A 21,522-nucleotide genomic window follows, 5' to 3' on the forward strand; every position below is an offset into this window, starting at 1 on the left:
ATTAAAACTCTCGACGAGCACACTTCAGTTCTGCAGAACATACTACTTCGCCGTCAACTTTTGCTACACCGCTAAATGCAGCAATGCCACGACGTTCTTTCAGAAATTCTACCTCAATAACCAATTGGTCGCCCGGAACCACTGGTTTACGGAATTTCGCGCCGTCTACGCTTGCAAAGTAGTACAGTTCATTTTCTGTTGGTGCACCAAATGATTTAAATGCAAGTAAGCCTGTTGCCTGAGCCATTGCTTCTAAAATCAAAACACCTGGGAATACTGGTAGTTGAGGAAAGTGACCTGTGAACTGAGGTTCGTTAACCGACACGTTTTTAATCGCGTGAAGGTACTTCTCTTCTTGGAAGTCTATCACTCGGTCGATCAATAAGAATGGGTAGCGATGAGGTAGTAGCTCTTGAATTTCAGAGATGTTCATCGTTTTCTTTTCAGTAGTCAAAGTCGTCTTCCTATATCAATTTTTTGCCGCCAAGATGGCAAACGTGGCAACAGGTCGTAAAGCCGAATCGCTTTGCAATATACTAGCAAAATACGCACCATCTTGGAGTTAAATCTACTTAGAGCGCGTCATTATAGAAGAAAAAGACCCGCATTTCGCGAGTCTTCGTACAGAATATGGAACTAGAGCTTGTTAGCCTTCGTGTTAAATACAGAGCGAAAGATAACTTGTTCTAAATTTCTTCTTTCTGTTCCAGCTGTTTTTCAACCGCTTTTAGGCGCTTATTCATCTCATCAATACGGTGAACTCGAGTTGCGGTCTTACGCCACTCTCTGTTCGTTTGTAGTGGAATACCTGATGAGTAAAGGCCTTTTTCTTCGATACTGCGCATTACCATGCCCATACCTGTAATCGCCACACCATCTGCGATAGTGATATGGCCATTCAGAACAGACGCGCCGCCAATCTGGCAGTACTTACCAATTTTTGTACTGCCTGCGACAATAGTACCACCAGGCATCACGGTACCATATCCGATCTGCACGTTGTGCGCGATTTGAAGTTGGTTATCCAGAATGACATTGTCTTCAATGATAGTATCTTCGAGTGCACCGCGGTCAATCGTAGTACAAGCACCAATCTCAACGCGGTTACCGATACGCACTGAACCAAGCTGAGGAATTTTAATCCACTCACCTTTGTCATTAGCGTAACCAAAGCCATCAGAGCCAATGACGGTACCCGATTGAACGAGACAGTCATCACCCAATGACACTTCATGGTAGATAGTGACATTAGCCCAAAGCTTGGTGTTATTCCCTAGCTTGGCGTTCTTACCGATAAAACAACCAGCGCCAACGCTTACGTTATCGCCGAGTTCTACGCCCGTTTCAATCACAGCATTAGCGCCGATTGTAACGTTCTCACCCATCTTAACGTCAGCGGCAATCACAGCACTTGGTGCAATATCGTCTGCCGGTGTTGGTGTGGTATCCATCGCTTGGACCACACGAGCAAATGCGACATAAGGGTCTGAAACCACTAGCGCACTTCCAACGCATTGATCTTTATGCTCAGCCTTTACCATAACAACGGTAGCTTGGCACTCAGAAAGGTGTTTTGCGTATTTTGGGTTAGACAAGAAGGTTACGTCACCTTCTTGTGCTTTATCCATTGGAGCAACACGGCTTACAACGAGAGACTCGTCACCAAACAGCTCACCCCCGGTAATTGTCGCCAATTCGGCTAATGTTAATGTCTTCATAACTTCTTATTTTAGAGCTTTAATTACGTCTTCAGAAATATTGTATTCTGGCTTGCCGTACTGCAAAGCAGAGATATCAATCACAAGATCGTAACCATTTTTGTCTGCGACTTTCTTAACTGCATCTTGAATCGTTTTGAAAAGCTTCGCTTTTTCTTCAGCTTCACGACGCGCACTTGCTTTTTCAAGTGCTTGTGCTTTCACTTTGTACTCGCTGTCTAGCTTCGCGATATCGATACGTAGCTTTTCAACTTCGTCTTGACCCAAAAGCTCGCCGTCACGTTGTAGCTTCTCAATCTTTGTTTTAGCTTGTGCTTGGATTGACTTCAGTTCATCAGCTTTGCTTTTGAAGTCTTTCTGCATTTTTTGTAGTACAACTTCACGTTGAGGAAGAGCTTGAAAAACTTGAGCTGTATTTACGTAAGCAATTTTCTGTGCAGCTTCTGCCGCATTTGCAAACATTGAAGAGCTCAGTACAAGAAGGCCAATCCCAGCCGCTTTGATCATTTTATTCAAAATATTTTCCTCTTTAGAAAGTTCTACCGATAGTGAATGTGAAGAACTCTTCATCATCGCCATCAAATTTCTTAATTGGTTTCGCTAGTGAGAAGACTAGTGGCCCCATTGGAGACATCCACTGCAACGCCGCACCGTAAGAAGAGCGGTAGTTGGTTGGATCTGAGTAATCGTAGTAGTAACGGTCACCATATTCCGCACCTGAATCGCGGTAGTCAAACTCCGTATCCCAAACACTTGCCATATCAAAGAAGATACTGGTACGAATTTGGTTTTGCACTTCTTCTGATGCAAATGGTGTTGGGACAATCAACTCAACACTTGCTAGCGCTACGGCGTTACCACCAACAGAGTCATCTGTTGCTGTATCTGCGCCATTGTTTGAACCAGATGTATCACGGTAAACCGCTTTAGGACCAACAGAGTTTGAGCCAAAGCCACGAAGCGATGTAAAGCCACCTGCGTAGTAGTTTTCGTAGAATGGGAACAAGTTATCGTTACCATCCGTTTGACCGTAACCATTACCGTAACCTAAGCGGCCACGGAACAAGAGGGTAAACTCGTGCTTTTTAGTCAATGGCACATACTGGCGAACATCGTACTGCATTTTGAAGTATTGAACGTCAGAGCCAGGTACGGTCATTTTATAGAATGCACGCTGATGGTTACCTGCCGTTGGGAAGTAACCACGGTTTAAGTTATTACGTGTCCAAGAGATATTGAAGTCGAAGTCGTTTGTGTTCAACGCCCCACTAGAATCAATGTTGTCTGCTTGTGCTCGTAAGAACTGCTCTACCTGCAAGTAAGGCGATAAGTTACCGATCTTGTTGTGCGTATAACCGACACCGAATTCAAAACGGTTCAACTCATCGAATGGGAAGCCCCACGTTAAGCTCGCGCCATAGCTTTCGTTGGTATAGTCAACGATGTTGGCTTCTTTCGCTTCAAATTCGTTATAGAAAACCTTACCACCTAAGCTTACACCGTCTAAGTTCCAGTACGGATCACGGTAATCTAGACTGATGTTTTTCTGGTAGTCATTCATCATCGCATTGATACCAACACGGTTACCGCTACCAATAAAGTTATCTTGTTGCAGGCCAACCTGGAAGCTCACACCCGATTCTGTACCGTAGCCAACACCGAAGTTAACGCTACCAGAGTTCGCTTCTTTGACAGAGTAAACTAGGTCAACTTGATCATCACTACCAGGAACTCGAACCGTCTGTACTTCAACATTTTCAAAGTAGCCCAAACGATTTAGACGAGTTTTACCCGTTTCAATCGATTTCGAGTTCAACCAACTGCCTTCCATCTGACGCATTTCACGACGAAGGACTTCATCTTTGGTTGAGTTATTACCCGTGAAGCGAATATCACGAACATAAATTCGGTTACCCGGATCTACGTTAACGACCAAAGAAACTTCTTGATTCTCGTCGTCAAACTCAGGAATGGTGTTCACTTGAGGATAAGCATAACCGGACTCACCAAGCACACGCTTAATTCCTTCTTCCATTGAAGTAACCAACGAGCCGTTGTATGTCTCATTGTCTTCAAATGGCACAAGTCTTTCGAACGTCGCTTCCTCACCAATCAAATCACCACGGAACTTCACGTCCTTAACGGTGTAAACCTCGCCCTCTTCTAGACCAAGAGTAATGTATACCCCTTTCTTGTCAGGAGAGATTGCAACTTGTGTCGAATCAACGTTAAATTTTAAGTAACCACGATCCAGGTAGAATGATTTGAGTGCTTCAATATCACCTGCAAGGACTTGCTTTTGATACTTTTCATCAGAAAGGAAATTCCACCACGGCACATCAACATTTAAGTTAAAGCGCGAAAGCAGTTCTTCATCACTGAACACTTCATTACCGATAAAGTTGATTTGCTGAATTTTTGCCGACACACCTTCAGTAAAGACAAACTTAAGGTCAGAACGATTACGTGGTAGTGGAGTAACCACCGCTTTTACTGTTGCGTTGTATTTACCTACGCTGTAGTAAAAGTCTTCTAAGCCTTTTTCAATGTTGCTTAGCGTGGTGCGGTCAAGCGCTTCACCTTCACGAACGCCAGACGCGTTCAGGTTTTCTTGTAGCTGCTCGTCCTTGATTGCTTTGTTACCTGAAAAAGAGATGCTTGCAATGGTAGGACGTTCTTTGACTTGAACCATCAGAACACCACCGTCACGCAACACTTTCACATCTTCAAAGTTACCAGATGCATACAGGGCGCGGATAATTTCTGCAACATCGCCTTGGCCAATGGTATCACCGACACGTACAGGCATTTTCAACAATGCAGCACCCAGTGCTACACGCTGCAATCCATCGATTTCAATATCTTGAACTACGAAGTTCTCTGCTCCATTTGCAGATACACTGGTCGCCAGTAAACTTGCAAATAGAATTCGCTTAATCGCCATACTTGTTCTAATTATTCCTTGCTACTGCTTTTGTCTCTGAACTATCACAGACGAGTAAAATCATTAAATAGCGCTAACGCCATGAGCGAGAAGATGATCGCACCACCAATTCTAAAGCCCATTTCCTGCACTTTCTCAGGAACAGGACGTCGAATGACTGCTTCAATTGCAAAAAACAACAAATGACCGCCATCCAACATTGGTAAAGGAACGAGGTTAATAATACCTAGGTTAACACTAATTAGAGCGAGAAAACCTAAAAAGTAGACCAAACCATAATCTGCTGTCGCGCCTGCGCCTTTGGCTATTGATATTGGTCCACTCAGATTATTCAGACCAACGTCTCCAACAATCAGCTTCTTAAGCATGCTGATTGTCAAACCAATGACTTGGCCAGTTTTGTCTACTGCTTTACCTATTGACTCGAATACACCAAACTGAAGATCGAAGCGATAACTTTCTGGCCATTCTGCGACTTTAGGTGCAATACCTGCAAAACCAACGACTTCTTTGTTAGCGAGCTCACGGCTACCGGGCGTCAGCGTCAATGTTTGCTCATAACCCTGACGTAACACCGTCAATTCAAGCGGTGTATCAGGATTAGAACGAACCGCTTCAACCACTTGCTTCCATTCGGTTACGCGTTGTTGACCAATTGCGACAACCTCATCACCTGGAAGCACACCGGCTTTTTCCGCCGCTCCACCTTGCGAGACCTGCTCGATAACTCGATACACCTCCGGTGTATACGGAGCAAAACCTAACGACAGCATCGCTGACTGAGTTTCTGGGTCGAACTTCCACTCACGTAAATCGAGCGTTTTCGTTACTTCTGAACCAACTTCATTCGCTGACGTTAGTGTTACCGTCATCAAATCATTGCCAATATGAGAAATCAATCCCATATTTACTGATTCCCAATCCGGAGTTTTGATACCAGATATCGATTTAAGTTCCATTCCAGATTCAATTCCAGCTTCCGCAACAATCGAATTGGGCGTAACTTCACCAATTACAGGCTTAACAGCCGGGATACCAATTAGAAATACCAGCCAATAGGCAAAAATTGCGAAAAGAAAATTAAAGATGGGGCCAGCCGCAACAATAGAGGTTCGCTTCCATAACGGCTTCTTATCAAACGCTAGGTGCTTCTCATGTTCTGGCACCTCATCGACACGGCTATCAACCATTTTCACATAGCCGCCGAGAGGGATCATTGAGATGCTGTACTCCGTTCCGTCTTTGCCTACTTTACTCCAAATAGACTTGCCGAAACCGATTGAAAACTTTTCAACTTTAACGCCGCAACGGCGAGCAACCCAAAAATGCCCAAATTCGTGCACGGCAACAAGAATGCCCAGTGCGACGATAAAAGAAATGAGATTCCACAATATACCAGTCATCAGCTACGCTCGCGTATGGTTTCTAGGGCAATAGTTCGTGCCATTCTATCTAGCTCGAGCAAGCTTTCCAAGCTATTCGCATTCTCAGCTTTGCAGCTTGCGTTGATTTTATTCAACACAGACTCATTGATGCGAGCAATATCGGTAAAACCTAGTCTGTTATTTAAAAATGCATCAACAGCGACTTCATTAGCTGCGTTCAATGCTGTTGTTGCGTGTTGACCTTCATAACAGGCATCAATTGCGAGTTTTAAACATGGGTAACGAGCAAAATCAGGCTGCAAAAACGTCAGCTCACCAACTTTCGTGAAGTCTAGCGGCTTAACCCCAGCTTCCACTCTTGACGGGTATGACATGGTGAGCGCAATTGGCGTCGCCATATCCGCTTCTCCCATTTGTGCCAAGACCGAACCATCACGATACTGAACCATAGAATGAATTACCGATTGAGGATGAATAACCACCTTCAGTTGTTCGCGAGCAGCATTAAATAGCCACTTAGCTTCGATATACTCAAGGCCTTTATTCATCATCGTGGCAGAGTCAACAGAAATTTTTGGCCCCATCGACCAGTTTGGATGAGCAATCGCCTGAGCGGGTGTCACCTGTTCCAGTTCTGCGATGTCAGTGTAACGGAAAGGACCACCAGATCCAGTCAACAAAATATGAGAAATGCCATGTTCTTGTAAATTGCAACGACCTAGATTGGTTTGTACTTGCTGTGGTAAACATTGGAAAATGGCGTTGTGTTCACTGTCGACGGGAAGTAGCTCTGCGCCAAATTCTTCTACAGCATCAATAAATAGCTGGCCTGACATTACAAGTGCTTCTTTATTTGCCAGCAAGACTCGCTTACCTGCTTTCACGGCAGCCATGGTAGGCAATAAGCCAGCTGCTCCTACAATAGCAGCCATTACACTGTCGACCTCGTCCAGCGAAGCAATATGGCATAGCGCATCAACACCACCTAGCACTTCGGTACCTGGCGAAACCGAGTGTAGCTCAGCTTGAAGTTGAGACGCCGCAGCTTTATCTGCCATGACCGCATACTTAGGTTGCCACTGACGACATAGACCGATCATCTTTTCAACGTTAGTGCTTGCCGCTAAGGCAACGACAGAAAACAGATCTGGGTTTTGTTCGACCACTTTAAGCGTGCTTGCACCAATTGATCCAGTAGCACCAAGAATCGTTAACTTTTGCATGTTGTAAGACCGTTAGAAAGCTCAGGAGCGACGACGCCGCTCCTGATAAATTAGAATACGTAGTAAAGAAGAGCAAAAACTGGGAATGCTGCGGTTAGGCTGTCGATACGATCTAGCACACCACCGTGCCCTGGGATAATGTTACTGCTGTCTTTAATGCCTGAGACACGTTTGAACATACTTTCAACCAGATCACCAAGCACTGAAATAACGACAGTCACTAGCGTAATCAGCACCATATGGACAGGGCTAGTGAACTGGATGTCGAACCAATCAGCAAATGCCCACGCTACGATTAATGCCGTGATAATGCCACCAATTAGCCCTTCAATAGTTTTATTGGGGCTTACATGAGGAGCCATCTTACGTTTGCCTAAGCTTTTGCCTGCAAAGTAGGCGCCGCTATCTGCAGCCCATACCAAGAAACAAACGTACAACACAAGCTTTGCGCCGTGGTATGGATCTACAGTGATGTCATACGCTCTGAGAATAATCACACTCCAAAGGAATGGGATTAATGTCAGAAAACCAAATACATGACGTAAAACAAAATTACTTTGCCAAGATTTCGTCGTTTTGGGGTAAGTAATCGCCATTAAGCTAGCAATAATCCACCAAACAAAACCAATACCCAAGACGACATAATGAGGTGTCGTTAAGTGATTGAGGCTATATGCATCAGGCGAGATGTATAGAAAACTAAGTCCGGTAATAATGATTGCCGGCACAAGGGCAGCAATGCGAGAGTTGCTTCCTGTAAACTGAGTCCACTCCCAAAAACCTAATAGCGTTATTGCAGTTAAAGCGGCAATAAAGCCCATTAGCGGTAATTTAAAAATGCCTAAAATAACCAGGGGAGCTAAAATTAGTGCTGTTATTATTCTCTGTTTCAAACTAACTAGTCCTTATTGAGCTGCCATCAATGCCTTTATTTGTTCACCTGTACAGCCAAAACGACGTTCTCGGTTGATAAACCAAGTCACAGCTTCTACCAAACTGTCTTCATCGAATTCTGGCCAGTACTCTGGTGTAAAGTACATTTCTGCATAAGCCATTTGCCACAACATAAAGTTGCTGATGCGGCACTCTCCACTGGTGCGAATTAAAAGATCCACTTCCGGTAGGTCTGCCATGGTCAAATGCTCAGTGATTAGCTGCTCATTGATATCCTCTACACGAATTTCACCGTTACGTGCTTTTAGCGCTAACGTTTTAGCAGCTTCTGTGATGTCCCATTTACCGCCATAGTTGGCTGCAATGTTGATCACCATACCCGTGTTATCTGCCGTTAGGTTTTCTGCTTCTACAATTTTCTTTTGTAGACGCTCACTAAATCGACTGGTATCACCGATCACGCGCAACCGTAAGTTATTTTTGTGTAGTTTTTTTACTTCACTAGACAGGACCGTGATAAACAGTTCCATCAAAAGACCCACTTCTTCCTCCGGACGACGCCAGTTTTCACTACTAAAAGCAAACAGCGTCATGGCTCTAATGCCTAGTTTTGAAGCAGCAGCCACGGTCTTACGAACGGCACTAACGCCTTTTTTATGACCAAATACGCGAGGTTTTCCTTTGGACTTAGCCCAACGGCCATTACCGTCCATAATGATGGCAATATGCTTAGGAAGGGAATCAGAGAAGGCTTGAGAATTTTGCATAGGGAGTTAATTGAGTTCCATCAGTTGGATAGACTAACATAAAAAAACGCTGAGCTGTGAGCACAGCGTTTTCCAACAGTGATGTGTGTGGGAGTATTAAACTTCCATCAACTCTTTTTCTTTTGCAGCAAGAACTTCATCGATCTTCTTAACTGCAACGTCAGTTAGCTTTTGAATTTCGTCTTGTGCTTTACGGTCTTCATCTTCAGAGATTTCTTTATCTTTTAGAAGCGCTTTAAGATCGTTGTTTGCGTCACGACGGATGTTACGAACAGCAACACGACCACCTTCAGCTTCACCACGAACGATCTTAACTAGGTCTTTACGACGCTCTTCCGTTAGCGGTGGAAGTGGAACGCGGATGATAGTGCCAGCTGACATAGGGTTTAGACCAAGGTCAGACGTCATGATCGCTTTTTCTACTTTCGGCGTCAGCTCTTTATCAAAAACCGTGATTGCAAGTGTACGCGCATCTTCAGCAATAACGTTTGCTACTTGGTTTAGAGGTGTTGCTGCACCGTAGTATTCTACAGAAATACCAGATAGTAGGCTTGGGTGTGCACGACCTGTACGAATTTTAGAAAGGTTGTTCTTAAGCGCTTCAACGCTTTTATCCATGCGCTCTTGCGCGTCTTTTTTGATTTCGTTAATCACAGTTTCACCTTAAAAATGTCATCTTTCCTGAAGAAAGCCTAAAACGGTTGAGCAAAGCAAGCACCACCCTAACGCTTTGGAGTGGCACCTTAAGCCAAGCTTATTCGTTGATGAGCGTGCCTTCTGCTTCGCCCATAACCACGCGACGTAGTGCGCCTGGCTTGTTCATATTAAATACGCGGATTGGCATTTTGTGGTCACGAGCTAGCGTAAACGCCGCCAAGTCCATAACTTTCAGCTCTTTATCCAGAACTTCTGCATAAGATAGCTTATCATACAGCTCTGCGTCTGGGTTTGCTACAGGGTCAGCAGTAAATACACCATCAACTTTCGTCGCTTTTAGTACAACATCCGCTTCAATTTCGATACCACGTAAACAAGCAGCAGAATCCGTTGTAAAGAACGGGTTACCAGTACCAGCAGAGAAGATGACAACTCGGCCTTGGCGAAGCTCACGGATCGCATCAGCCCAATTATAGTCGTCACATACGCCTTTTAGAGGGATTGCAGACATAACGCGCGCATTTACGTATGCACGGTGAAGAGCATCACGCATCGCTAGGCCATTCATTACTGTAGCAAGCATACCCATGTGGTCACCAACTACGCGGTTCATACCAGCTTCAGCTAGGCCTGCACCACGGAACAAGTTACCGCCACCGATAACTACACCAACCTGAACACCCAGTTCAACCAGTTCTTTAACTTCTTGTGCCATACGATCAAGGACCGCAGGATCAATACCAAAACCGTCTTCACCTTGAAGAGCTTCACCACTCAGTTTTAATAGAATACGTTGATACGCTGGTTTAGGGTTCGTAGTCATGGAGTTTACCTTCCAAAGAGAGTTGTTGATTAACAGTCATGAATAGACACAACTTCAGTTATGGCTATTCATCACGGCTAATCGTTCACTGCTCATAAAAAGACCGCAGCCTTGGCTACGGTCTAATCTTTATACAGTCTCTAAGGATTAACCTTTTTGAGCTGCTGCAACTTCTTCAGCGAAGCTCATTTCTTCTTTCTTCTCGATACCTTCACCTACTTCTAGGCGAACGAACGTAGAAACTGAAGCGCCTTTTTCTTTCAGCATTTCGCCTACAGTTTTCTTAGGCTCCATGATGAAAGCTTGACCTGTTAGAGAGATCTCGCCAGTGAATTTCTTCATGCGGCCAACAACCATCTTCTCAGCGATTTCAGCAGGCTTGCCTTCGTTCATTGCGATTTCAACTTGAACCGCTTTCTCTTTTTCTACTACGTCAGCTGGTACGTCTTCTGGGTTAACGAACTCTGGCTTAGAAGCAGCAACGTGCATTGCAACGTGCTTAAGAGTTTCTGCGTCGCCTTCACCAGCAACAACAACACCGATTTTCTCACCGTGACGGTAAGAAGCGATTGCAGTGCCTTGAACGTATTCTACGCGACGGATAGTGATGTTTTCACCGATTTTAGCTACTAGAGCTACACGTGCGTCTTCGAATTGTGCTTGTAGTTCTTCAACAGAAGCTTTTGAAGCTAGAGCTGCAGCTGCAACTTCTTCTGCGAATGCAGTGAAGTTACCGTCTTTAGCAACGAAGTCAGTTTGGCAGTTAACTTCAAGAAGAACAGCAACGCCGTTTTCTTCTTTGATGATGATTGCGCCTTCAGCTGCAACGTTACCAGCTTTCTTAGCTGCTTTCGCTGCGCCAGATTTACGCATGTTTTCAATTGCTAGTTCGATGTCAGCGTTTGCTTCTACAAGCGCTTTCTTACATTCCATCATGCCAGCGCCAGTACGCTCGCGAAGTTCTTTAACTAGAGCAGCAGTTACAGTTGCCATTCTGTCTTCCTCGTTTGATTCGAAATAAGGTAAAAAACAGGGGCCTAACATTGTCGGCCCCCATTGCTAACTATAACTTAGTTTATGCTACACAAAGGTTTCACATAGACCAAGTGTGACACAGAGCCGCTATTATTCAGCTTCTACGAAACCGTCTTTTTCAGCAACTGCAGCTACGTCTTTGTTACGACCTTCAGATACTGCTGAAGCAGCAGCGTTCAGGTATAGCTGTACAGCGCGGATCGCGTCGTCGTTACCTGGGATTACGTAGTCAACGCCGTCTGGGTTAGAGTTAGTATCTACCACAGCGTATACTGGAATGCCTAGGTTGTTAGCTTCTTTAATTGCAATGTGTTCGTGATCAGCGTCGATTACGAATAGAGCGTCTGGTAGGCCGCCCATGTCTTTGATACCACCAAGAGATTTCTCTAGCTTCTCCATTTCGCGAGTACGCATTAGAGCTTCTTTCTTAGTTAGTTTGTCAAAAGTACCGTCTTGAGATTGAGTCTCTAGTTCTTTTAGACGCTTGATAGACTGACGAACTGTTTTGTAGTTTGTAAGCATACCGCCTAACCAGCGGTTGTTTACGTAAAACTGGTTGCTTGCGATTGCAGCTTCTTTAACAGCTTCAGATGCAGCGCGCTTAGTACCTACGAATAGAACCTTACCTTTCTTCTCGCCAACTTTAGCTAGTTCAGCTAGAGCGTCGTTGAACATTGGTACAGTTTTTTCTAGGTTGATGATATGAACTTTGTTACGAGCGCCAAAGATGAATGGCTTCATTTTTGGGTTCCAGTAACGAGTCTGGTGACCGAAGTGAACACCAGCTTTTAGCATATCGCGCATTGATACAGTTGCCATTTTAAAATCCTCTATGGGGTTAGGCCTCCACATTCCCCATAACTCCGACCAAGCTTCTGCTCAGCACCCCGGAATATGTGACGGAATGTGTGTGATTTAAAGATAAAAGGTTATTCGGATGAAGCTTGCTTCGCCGCTTAACTTTGCTAAACGAAGAGAACAGTCCTCTATTCCGGCGCGCTTTATACCATATTTTAGCTCACTGTGGCTAGTAAAAATTATTTCTTCACCGAGCCACTTTCTCCTATTTATAAGCAAAACTTTAAACATATGATCGAATTAAGAATGATGCATATTCCTATCTAACTTGGGTTAACGCCCCGATGTCTGATAGAATGCGGCCATTCGCACGTTTACGTGCTTAGGAATAAGTAGAGAAAGCCAATGTCAATCAAGATTAAAACTGCTGAAGAAATAGAACGCATGCGCATTGCGGGCAAGCTAGCCGCAGAGATTCTAGAAATGATCGAACCACACATCAAAGTTGGTGTGACGACAGAAGAGTTAAACAAAATCTGTCATGAGTACGCTCTAGAAAAAGGCGCATACTCTGCTCCGCTTGATTACCATGGTTTCCCTAAGTCGATCTGTACTTCAATCAACCATATCGTATGCCACGGTATTCCAGCGGAAAAAGACGAAATCGGTAGCAACGGCCAAATGAAGCCGGCGGTACTAAAAGATGGTGACATCTTAAACGTTGATATTACCGTAATCGTTCCAAATGATGAGAATGCCGATCTGAGCGTGCGTCCTCAGGGTTACCATGGTGACACTTCTAAGATGTTCCTAGTCGGTGATGTTTCGCCTGCAAACAAACGTCTGTGCATGGTAGCTCAAGAAGCACTGTACGTTGGTATGCGTACCGTTAAGCCAGGTTCAACAGTTGGCGACATCGGTACAGCTATCGAGAAGTACATCAAAGAGAACAACAAGAACAATCCTCGCAACAAGTTTTCTATTGTGAAAGACTTCTGTGGTCACGGTATCGGCGATGAGTTCCATGAAGAACCACAAGTGGTTCATTACAAGAACAAAGACCGCCGCGTATTAAAAGAAGGCATGTGCTTTACTATTGAGCCGATGATTAACGCAGGTAAATTTGGTTGCTCTGTTGATGCACAAGATGACTGGACTGTTTACACGGGCGACGGCAAGAACTCTGCGCAATGGGAACATACCATTGTAGTAACAAAAGAAGGTTGTGAAGTACTGACGCTTCGTAGCGACGATACGATTCCTCGCCTAATGAAAAACGCGTAAAGCTGACAACCACTCGTTGTTTACTATATCCCTGCTTCGGCGGGGATATTTTTTATCTGCCGCAAATTTGTTAGATTGTTATTAGATTAGCTTGCACGGATGGCAAATATGACACTTCAGTCCCCTCTTACCTTTTCCGATGAACAAATCAATATCGGTGAACTCAAACAAGAATTAGAGAAGTTTAGCTCTAATCAAAACCAAGAGTTTCTCAATCATCATCCGGTAACAAGCTTGGTTTTAGCCAGAGCTGAATATATGGATCTGCTTCTCAATCGTTTGTGGCAACATTTTGGTTTCAAGGATATTTACAACATTTCCCTAGTTGCCGTTGGTGGCTACGGACGAGGCGAGCTGCATCCGCTCTCCGATATCGATATTTTGATTCTGTCGAACAATAAACTGCCAACCGCGTTAGAAGCAAAAATCAGCGAATTCATTACGCTGTTGTGGGATTTAAAACTCGAGGTCGGACACGCTGTTCGCACCGTTACTGAATGTGCTGAAATTGGTAAAGCCGATCTAACGGTCGCGACAAACCTGCAAGAAGCGCGACTGCTGTGTGGAAGCGAGGACACCTTTCAGGCACTGAAGAAAGTCGTGTTATCAGACTCCTTCTGGCCAAGTGAGACGTTTTACCGCGCTAAAATTCAAGAGCAGCGCGAACGCCATGCACGTTACCACGACACGACCTACAACTTAGAACCGGACATTAAATCAACCCCTGGCGGGCTGCGCGATATTCATACATTAAGCTGGGTCGCTCGACGTCACTTTGGTGCTACTTCATTGTTGGAAATGAGCCGATACGGATTTTTAACTGACGCAGAATACCGAGAATTGGTTGAATGTCAGGACTTCCTTTGGCGAGTACGTTTCGCTCTGCACATGGAGCTTCGCCGCTATGACAACCGCTTGACCTTTGCTCATCAAGCACAAGTTGCGGAAAATCTAGGCTACGTCGGAGAAGGCAACCGAGGCGTAGAAATGATGATGAAAGAGTTCTACCGCACGCTTCGTCGTGTGGCAGAGCTCAATAAAATGCTACTCAAACTCTTTGACCAAGCGATCATTAATGGTGGGGCGACAGAAAGTGCCGAGATTCTCGATACGGACTTTCAACGTCGCGGTTCTTTAATTGAAGCGCGGAAACCCGCATTGTTCCAAGCTCGCCCAGAAACTATTCTGGATATGTTCTTACATATTGCTAACGACTCAACTATTGAAGGGGTGAGCCCACCAACGCTGCGTCAACTGCGCACCGCTCGGCGTCGGCTCAACAAGTTTTTGCACACCATTCCTGCTGCGCGTGAAAAGTTCATGGCGTTATGTCGTCACCCTAATGCTCTTCACAAAGCATTCAGCCTCATGCACCGATTAGGGGTTATGGCGGCCTATTTACCGCAATGGAGTCAGATTGTTGGTCAAATGCAGTTTGACTTATTCCATGCCTACACCGTTGATGAACACAGTATTCGCTTACTTAAACACATCAACACTTTTAGTGACCCAGAAAATCATGCGAAGCACCCTATTTGCTGTGACGTCTACCCTCGGATGCAAAAGAAAGAGCTGCTGATTATTGCCGCTATTTTCCACGATATCGGGAAAGGTCGTGGCGGCGATCACTCGATTATCGGTGAAGGAGAAGCGTACGACTTCTGCATTGAGCATGGTTTATCGAAGCCCGAAGCGAAACTTGTCGCTTGGTTGGTAAGACATCACCTATTAATGTCTGTCACCGCACAGCGCCGAGATATTTATGATCCTGATGTCATTACCGAGTTTGCCAAAAAAGTCAGAGACGAAGAATCTCTCGATTATCTTGTATGCCTGACAGTTGCAGATATTTGTGCAACCAACCCAGAACTTTGGAATGCTTGGAAACGAACTTTACTTGCGGAGCTGTATTACTCCACACAACGTGCTTTACGTAGAGGCCTAGAGAACCCTGTCGATGTGCGTGAGCGAATTCGCCACAATCAACAAATGGCCTCCGCAATGCTGCGCAAAGAGGGGTTTGCCGCGCGCGAAATTGAAGTATTGTGGCAACGCTTCAAAGCTGACTACTTCCTTCGTCATACCCATACGCAAATCGCGTGGCACTGCGAACACTTACTTCGCATGGAAGATCCGACTAAGCCTTTGGTGTTGATCAGTAAAAAAGCCACTCGTGGCGGCACTGAGGTGTTTGTATATACGAAAGACCAGCCTGCTTTATTTGCGACAGTCGTGGCGGAGTTAGATAGGCGTAATTTTAATGTACACGACGCGCAAATCATGACCAGCAAAGATGGGCACGTGATTGATACCTTTATGGTACTCGATCAACATGGCGAAGCGATCGATGAGTCTCGTCACGCCGCGGTGATTAAACACCTCACTCATGTACTGGAGGCAGGCCGACCAACCAAGATTAAAACGCGCCGTACTCCGAACAAACTTCAGCACTTTAACGTGAAAACCAAAGTCGACTTCTTACCAACCAAAGGTAAAAAACACACTTTAATGGAGTTTGTCGCGCTAGACACACCAGGGCTGTTGGCCAAAGTAGGCCGTACGTTTGCTGATTTAAATATCAACCTTCATGGTGCAAAAATCACCACCATTGGTGAGCGAGCAGAAGACTTGTTTATTTTAACCAGTGATGCAGGGGGAAGATTAAGTGAAGAACAACAGGATGAGCTAAGAGAGAGATTGATCGAAAAGTTATCTGATGAGGTCGCAGCTTAGATCAAACCTGCCAATCTTTTCGGTTCAGGGCGAGAGCGATCTTGCCCACAAGTTAAGCATTTTGGCTAAATATCAGCTATCTAGCTCATACATAGGCTGCTACAGTTATATCAATATCAATTCGATGTAATAGAGGTAGCCTATGTATCCCCACCTCACTGGTTTGGGTATTCACGACCCTAAGCAGATTGAACGTTATTCCCTACGCCAAGAAGCACACAAAGACGTACTCAAGATCTATTTCCACAAGCAAAAAGGCGAACTGTTCGCTAAAAGCGTTAAATTCAAATACCCGCGCCAAATCAAAAATGTTCTTGTGGACAGTGGCAGTCACAAATATAAAGAAGTAACGGAAATCAACCGTAACCTCACATTAGTCATTGATGAACTGAATAAAATCACTAAGCCAACGAAACAACCTGAGGTTGATGTAAAAGAGAAAATTCTTTCAGACCTTCGTCATTTAGAAAAAGTCGTTTCGAGCAAGATCGCAGAGATCGAAGCGGATCTTGAAAAACTAAAGTAAAACGTTAAGTCTTAAATATTAAAAAGGGTTAGCATTGATGCTAACCCTTTTTATTTGTACCCAATCATTATCTAGATCTAACTGCACCGATTATCGGTTAATCATCGATTCATCCCACTCAAATCGAGTAAACAATTGCTGCCAAGTTTCATCAAGATTGGCCGTCATGACAATCTCTTGATCGGTAAATGGATGGACAAACCGTAACTCTGAAGCATGCAGTAGCAAACGATGAGAATCAAACTCTGTGCGATACAGCTTGTTGTGCTTTCCATCCCCGTGCGTTGTATCACCCACGATCGGATGGCGTAGATGTGCCATATGACGACGAAGTTGGTGCTTACGCCCCGTTTTAGGTTTCATCTCAACTAAGCAATAACGCGTTGTAGGAAATTTACCCGTCGAATAGGGAACCTCCACTTTAGCCAACGGCTTATATTCCGTCACCGCTTCTTGCGCTTCTTTTTCTTGTGAAGCGAACTTATCAGCAATCTTGTCTAACTCCACTTTGAGTGCGTAATCCAAGACGCCCTCTTCCTCAATCCAACCGCGTACTATCGCGTGGTATGTCTTTTCCATTTTATGTTCAGCAAACATCGGCATGACTTGTGATGCGACTTCACTCGACAAAGCAAACACGAGCACACCAGATGTTGGACGATCCAGACGATGCAATGGGAACACATGCTGACCAATTTGGTCGCGCAAAGTTTGCATGACAAATTGAGTTTCGTGTTTATCTAACCAACTGCGATGCACTAACATGCCGGCAGGCTTGTTGACCGCTACAAAATATTCATCCTGATAAACGATCTCCAGCTCAACTGGTTCTGAAGATCGCGCTATTTCTTGTTCTAGCATTCGTTTACTTACACAGTTCGTCAATGGTTCGGATTGTAACAAGCAGCTCTGCGAACTGCGGTTCCTGCTTCCACGCTTCTGAAAAATAGGGCTCGAGAGAAAACCCTCTTGGCAATGGTTGGTTGTTTTCCACTAGCACGTGCATTCTGTCTATAAAGATCCACTGCAACCACTCATGAGGATGCAATGTATCAATCGCAAATGGCTCCACGCTTTGTAAGGCTTGCTCTGAAGGCCTAGTGTGTTGCCACAACTTATGTTCTTTAAGCTGCGTTTCAAGTTGGTGAAGTAAGTCGACCAATTGAGTATTTGTTACCATTAATTCTATCTCGAACCTTGAATTAGCCGAGAATGATACCATTTCTTGTGAAAAGAACGTTAGGACGTCGTATTTAATGGAAAACATTCAAACCCTCACTCAACTGTTGAACAACAGCCGCTGTGATTATCAAATCTTCGATCTTGGTCGTCGTATCAAAACCATCGCTAAGAAAGAGTTTGCCGATGTAGAAAAAGGTCAAGCACCGTACCCATTCCCAATGCAGCGTAAAGCACACCTTGCCATCGCGTACTGGAATGAACAAAAGCAACCTTGGATTTGGTTTCTAAAGTTTGAATTGGACGAGCGCGGTTTGTTAAAGCAATCAGATATCGGCAATTTCATTAAATACGTAGTGGAAGCCATGGGAACACGCCTCAATGGTGATATCTCTGAAGAGCAACAGCAAAAGCTGTCTAATAACCCATATACGTTCAAACCTTCCGAAGACAAAATGGCCGTGTTTCATAGCCAGGTCCGCGCGAACCTCGATCTTCCTACCAGCCAATATTATGAGCACACTCAGCATTACTTTTCAGGTGGTTTAGGCTGGGATAATTGGCAAACCGTAGGTCTGCAAGGGATCACCGACATGGCCGCTCGTTTGGACAAAGAGCAAAACGGGGTAATGATACGCAAAGCGTTGAACCACCTACCAAATGAGCCACTTTATGCCCTATTAGGTGCGCTTGAGCATGTAGAGCTTCAAGAGCGTTTAGCAGAACGTATCGCGGAAAAGGCACAGCAAGAAATCGCAAGTAGCGAACCTGATCTCTTCCTACTTTCAGCACTTATCCGAGCCCTTGCTGGTGCGCCAACAGAAGTCGCCTCTCCAGTATTAGATGCGATATTGCATAGCCCTCGTTTAAGCCATCAGGAGGTATTGATTGGTGTGGCGGGTCGCGCTTGGCACTTACTCGCCAATGAAAAGGTAGCAGAACAGTTTTTGCTGCGTTTAGCTCAAACCGGTAATCAAGCCCTATTTAATCAGTTATTTGCCGATTTAGTGATGCTGCCAGAGTTAAGAATGGTGTTATTGCCTTTGCTGCATTCAAACCCATCAGAGGAACTAGCAAATGCGCTAGTAAGCTTACAACAAGCAACAAAAAGCTAAGAAAGGTTCAGGAATGATTGGTGATCTTTTAGCAATTTTAGGGCTCTGCTTTTTCTGTTACCTGTTTTGGCAACAGCGTCGCCAAGCCGAACTCGCAAAAGCGGCCATCACGCGTAAATGTGAGCAATTGGATCTCCAATTAATCAGCATCGCCTTTGGTGCCCATAAACTAAAAACGCCAGACGGAGTCTGGCGTTGGCATACGGTGTATCAATTTGAGTTTTCATCTCTTGGTGACGATTGCTACCAAGGAGAGTTAACCATGGTCGGTTTCAGGCCGCAGAACTTTCACCTACCACCGCATCGCTTGTAAATTCCATTTCAAAGTAAGGACCATATACATCCTTACTTTCTTTTGTTTTAACAAATCCCAGCTTTTTCAGTACCGCCATAGAAGCCTGATGATTGCTATTCACGTTAGCTTTCACCTTATTCAAGCCCAACTCACGGCACGCTTTGGGGAAAAATGCTTTTAGTGCTTCTGTTGCTAACCCTTTACCCCAATATGATTTATCAAAAATAAACCCTAATTCAGGTTCGGAATCGAGATTAGCAATAAACACGTGCCCCATATAGTCACGACTGGTGCTCTCTAGCACTGCCATACTATAAATGTTCTCATCATCCAGTATTTTCTCAAACATCTGTTTGGCAGACGCAACTGTATACGGACCATTCAATTCAGCACGGTTTTTCGCACAGCAATTCAGCATGACGAATTCTAGTTGCAACGACTCATTGTAGGGTAGAAGAAGCATTCTTCTGGTTACTATGGCCACATCTGTTCCTTGATTACAACAAACTTAATCTATCCGCAGATCACAAACTCGATGAGCTGAACATGCTCAATGATTGCGGGCATAACACCTTGTAGAGAAGCCGAAAGTTAAACCAACAGGTTGGAAAGGATATTGATCTGAGTTGTTTTTTATTAAGTGTTATTAGGAATTTATATATTTTGTGATATTGATATCCCCAAATAACATCGAGATGCTTAATTCAATGAGAACACTGGATATCGTTTTTATATAAGAAAGACCCCGACACATAAGTATCGGGGTCATGGTCTTACTCGCAGCAGTCCGGCTACTAAAAGTGCTCCATGTATCATCCATAATAGTGGCTGATTCCGTCAGCTTATTCCTTACGTCGCCGTCCTAGCGGTGTCCTTATCATCCTGACTGCTAACATTCCTCGTTAGCACACGTCACTTGTTCCTTGAGCGGTGTCCCTTGCATCTTCCTGATGCTGTCCATAACCTCAATCCTAGAGGGGTCCATTGTCTATCCTTAGTCATAAACATCCTATTGATGATCGTATCCTTACAATGTCCTACGCTCCATGCTTGATTAATCATCCTGACCAACCAAATCGTCTTCCTGACGATAACCAAATCCTTGGTGCTTTCCTGTTCCATGTCTGCTTCCTGCTGACAACTCTCAATTTACGCCTTTTCCAAAAATAGACAATCTATCCAAGATAAATATTTGGCTCTCACATTGGTTAACAAGTTGTTAAATCATTATTTATCAGAAACTTAAGCTCTTCAGCTTCTCTTTTTCCGCTTACGAAATCGTTTTCTCTCACAACCTATGTAAGAGATCTCTCACACTACACTCTCCAAAATGCCATTCGCCAAATTAGCGCACTCAACGTATGATGATAGATATATCGTTGTTAAGGATTAAAAATGTTAACTCAAGACGTTACTAAAGAATTAGAAGCGGCAATGGAACAGTTGCAACAACAAGGAAAAGAGCCAACCGTAGCGTTAGTGAAAGCACGCTTGAAAACGCCAGTTCCAATGCCAGCATTAATCACCGCAATAAAAAGTTGGAAGAGTGCTCAACGCGTACCCAAGGTTGAAATCGCAGCACAACACCACACCGATAATGATCGTCTTGAAGCCCTAGAACGCACCGTAACAATGCTAGCCATTCGTATTGAAGAGTTAGAAGCGAAACTCAGTGAGAAGTCATCATGAAGTTATGGGTAGATGCAGACGCGTGTCCGAAAGTTATTCGCGAAACCATTGTGCGTGCCGCCGAGCGTACGGGGATTGAATGTACGTTTGTCGCTAACCACGTTGTCCCTGTGCCGAAAAGAGACAACATCCACTCGCTACAAGTCCCTGCGGGATTTGACATCGCAGACAACGAAATCGTCAAGCGTGTGGAAGCCAACGATTTGGTGATCACGTCAGATATTCCGCTTGCAGATGAGGTTATCTCTAAAGGCGCTCAAGCCCTCAGTTCTCGTGGCGAGCTCTATACAAAAGACACCATCAAAGCTCGCCTAAATATCCGCGACTTTATGGAAACCATGCGTTCAAGCGGAATTCAGACAGGTGGACCCGCCGCGCTTTCTCAAACCGATCGACGCGAATTTGCAAACCATTTGGATCGTATTTTGGCGAAATTTAAGAAGTAACCCTCACTCTA

22 protein-coding genes are annotated in these 21,522 nt (G+C 44.6%); 7 read left to right on the plus strand and 15 right to left on the minus strand.

From position 1 onward, the window contains the following. Position 1: 1 nt before the first annotated feature. From fabZ to rpsB, 12 genes are all read right to left on the minus strand, one after another. Entirely contained in the window at positions 2-454 is a 453-nt protein-coding gene (fabZ, locus tag R7F07_RS02205) for a 3-hydroxyacyl-ACP dehydratase FabZ (RefSeq protein WP_005380349.1), read from the minus strand. 232 nt (positions 455-686) lie between these two features. Beyond that, positions 687-1,718, minus strand: coding sequence for a UDP-3-O-(3-hydroxymyristoyl)glucosamine N-acyltransferase (gene lpxD / locus R7F07_RS02210; RefSeq protein ID WP_171343218.1), 1,032 nt, complete (start codon positions 1,716-1,718; stop codon positions 687-689). A 6-nt stretch (positions 1,719-1,724) separates the two neighbouring features. Then, positions 1,725-2,234 carry an OmpH family outer membrane protein gene (locus tag R7F07_RS02215; protein ID WP_005391804.1) on the minus strand — a complete coding sequence of 170 codons (510 nt, stop codon included), beginning with the start codon at positions 2,232-2,234 and terminating at the stop codon, positions 1,725-1,727. 13 nt (positions 2,235-2,247) lie between these two features. Continuing rightward, entirely contained in the window at positions 2,248-4,662 is a 2,415-nt protein-coding gene (bamA, locus tag R7F07_RS02220) for an outer membrane protein assembly factor BamA (protein WP_005391802.1), read from the minus strand. A gap of 44 nt (positions 4,663-4,706) precedes the next feature. After that, a complete protein-coding gene (rseP, locus tag R7F07_RS02225) occupies positions 4,707-6,065 on the minus strand; it encodes a sigma E protease regulator RseP (RefSeq protein ID WP_149191555.1) in 1,359 nt (452 codons plus the stop codon). Then, positions 6,065-7,270: a 1-deoxy-D-xylulose-5-phosphate reductoisomerase gene (gene ispC, locus R7F07_RS02230; protein WP_005385353.1), complete on the minus strand. Its 1,206-nt coding sequence runs from the start codon at positions 7,268-7,270 to the stop codon at positions 6,065-6,067. The genes rseP and ispC overlap by 1 nt, the downstream gene beginning before the upstream one ends. A gap of 50 nt (positions 7,271-7,320) precedes the next feature. Next, the gene (locus R7F07_RS02235) at positions 7,321-8,163 is read right to left on the minus strand and encodes a phosphatidate cytidylyltransferase (protein WP_005385351.1); all 843 of its coding nucleotides are present in this window, start codon (positions 8,161-8,163) and stop codon (positions 7,321-7,323) included. A gap of 12 nt (positions 8,164-8,175) precedes the next feature. Then, a complete protein-coding gene (locus tag R7F07_RS02240) occupies positions 8,176-8,931 on the minus strand; it encodes an isoprenyl transferase (protein WP_005380331.1) in 756 nt (251 codons plus the stop codon). Positions 8,932-9,027: 96 nt separating this feature from the next. Then, the gene (gene frr, locus R7F07_RS02245) at positions 9,028-9,585 is read right to left on the minus strand and encodes a ribosome recycling factor (protein WP_005380330.1); all 558 of its coding nucleotides are present in this window, start codon (positions 9,583-9,585) and stop codon (positions 9,028-9,030) included. 100 nt (positions 9,586-9,685) lie between these two features. Then, positions 9,686-10,411 (minus strand): UMP kinase, encoded by a 726-nt coding sequence (gene pyrH, locus R7F07_RS02250; RefSeq protein WP_005380329.1) that lies wholly within the window; start codon positions 10,409-10,411, stop codon positions 9,686-9,688. A 147-nt stretch (positions 10,412-10,558) separates the two neighbouring features. Next, complete coding sequence (gene tsf / locus R7F07_RS02255; RefSeq protein ID WP_005380328.1) at positions 10,559-11,404, minus strand: translation elongation factor Ts; 846 nt, start codon at positions 11,402-11,404, stop codon at positions 10,559-10,561. A gap of 132 nt (positions 11,405-11,536) precedes the next feature. After that, positions 11,537-12,265, minus strand: coding sequence for a 30S ribosomal protein S2 (rpsB, locus tag R7F07_RS02260; RefSeq protein ID WP_005380327.1), 729 nt, complete (start codon positions 12,263-12,265; stop codon positions 11,537-11,539). A gap of 384 nt (positions 12,266-12,649) precedes the next feature. Here rpsB and map point away from each other — a divergent pair, with 384 nt between their 5' ends. From map to R7F07_RS02275, 3 genes are all read left to right on the plus strand, one after another. Then, a complete protein-coding gene (gene map, locus R7F07_RS02265) occupies positions 12,650-13,528 on the plus strand; it encodes a type I methionyl aminopeptidase (protein ID WP_005380326.1) in 879 nt (292 codons plus the stop codon). Positions 13,529-13,636: 108 nt separating this feature from the next. After that, complete coding sequence (glnD, locus tag R7F07_RS02270) at positions 13,637-16,261, plus strand: bifunctional uridylyltransferase/uridylyl-removing protein GlnD (RefSeq protein ID WP_017636037.1); 2,625 nt, start codon at positions 13,637-13,639, stop codon at positions 16,259-16,261. A gap of 142 nt (positions 16,262-16,403) precedes the next feature. Continuing rightward, positions 16,404-16,787: a DUF3461 family protein gene (locus R7F07_RS02275; RefSeq protein ID WP_005380322.1), complete on the plus strand. Its 384-nt coding sequence runs from the start codon at positions 16,404-16,406 to the stop codon at positions 16,785-16,787. 90 nt (positions 16,788-16,877) lie between these two features. On the opposite strand, the gene truC is transcribed toward R7F07_RS02275, so the two are convergent. After that, positions 16,878-17,648 (minus strand): tRNA pseudouridine(65) synthase TruC, encoded by a 771-nt coding sequence (gene truC / locus R7F07_RS02280; protein WP_171343217.1) that lies wholly within the window; start codon positions 17,646-17,648, stop codon positions 16,878-16,880. Positions 17,649-17,652: 4 nt separating this feature from the next. Beyond that, the gene (locus R7F07_RS02285) at positions 17,653-17,967 is read right to left on the minus strand and encodes a YqcC family protein (RefSeq protein ID WP_005391784.1); all 315 of its coding nucleotides are present in this window, start codon (positions 17,965-17,967) and stop codon (positions 17,653-17,655) included. Between the two features lie 76 nt (positions 17,968-18,043). Here R7F07_RS02285 and R7F07_RS02290 point away from each other — a divergent pair, with 76 nt between their 5' ends. Then, positions 18,044-19,081: a DUF3549 family protein gene (locus tag R7F07_RS02290; protein WP_017636035.1), complete on the plus strand. Its 1,038-nt coding sequence runs from the start codon at positions 18,044-18,046 to the stop codon at positions 19,079-19,081. A 13-nt stretch (positions 19,082-19,094) separates the two neighbouring features. After that, positions 19,095-19,394 (plus strand): DUF3301 domain-containing protein, encoded by a 300-nt coding sequence (locus tag R7F07_RS02295; RefSeq protein ID WP_005380315.1) that lies wholly within the window; start codon positions 19,095-19,097, stop codon positions 19,392-19,394. Here R7F07_RS02295 and R7F07_RS02300 read toward each other — a convergent pair. Further along, complete coding sequence (locus R7F07_RS02300; protein ID WP_025768243.1) at positions 19,354-19,839, minus strand: GNAT family N-acetyltransferase; 486 nt, start codon at positions 19,837-19,839, stop codon at positions 19,354-19,356. The two genes, R7F07_RS02295 and R7F07_RS02300, sit on opposite strands and share 41 nt — an antisense overlap. A gap of 932 nt (positions 19,840-20,771) precedes the next feature. On the opposite strand from R7F07_RS02300, the gene R7F07_RS02305 reads away from it, so the two are divergent. Both R7F07_RS02305 and R7F07_RS02310 read left to right on the plus strand, forming a co-directional pair. Further along, positions 20,772-21,065, plus strand: a complete 294-nt coding sequence (locus R7F07_RS02305) for a hypothetical protein (RefSeq protein ID WP_151515056.1) — start codon at positions 20,772-20,774, stop codon at positions 21,063-21,065. Beyond that, positions 21,062-21,511, plus strand: a complete 450-nt coding sequence (locus R7F07_RS02310; protein ID WP_005380310.1) for a YaiI/YqxD family protein — start codon at positions 21,062-21,064, stop codon at positions 21,509-21,511. Before R7F07_RS02305 ends, R7F07_RS02310 begins: the two co-directional genes overlap by 4 nt. Positions 21,512-21,522: the final 11 nt, after the last annotated feature.

Source organism: Vibrio sp. YT-16 (assembly GCF_033337405.1).
GTDB lineage: Bacteria > Pseudomonadota > Gammaproteobacteria > Enterobacterales > Vibrionaceae > Vibrio > Vibrio alginolyticus.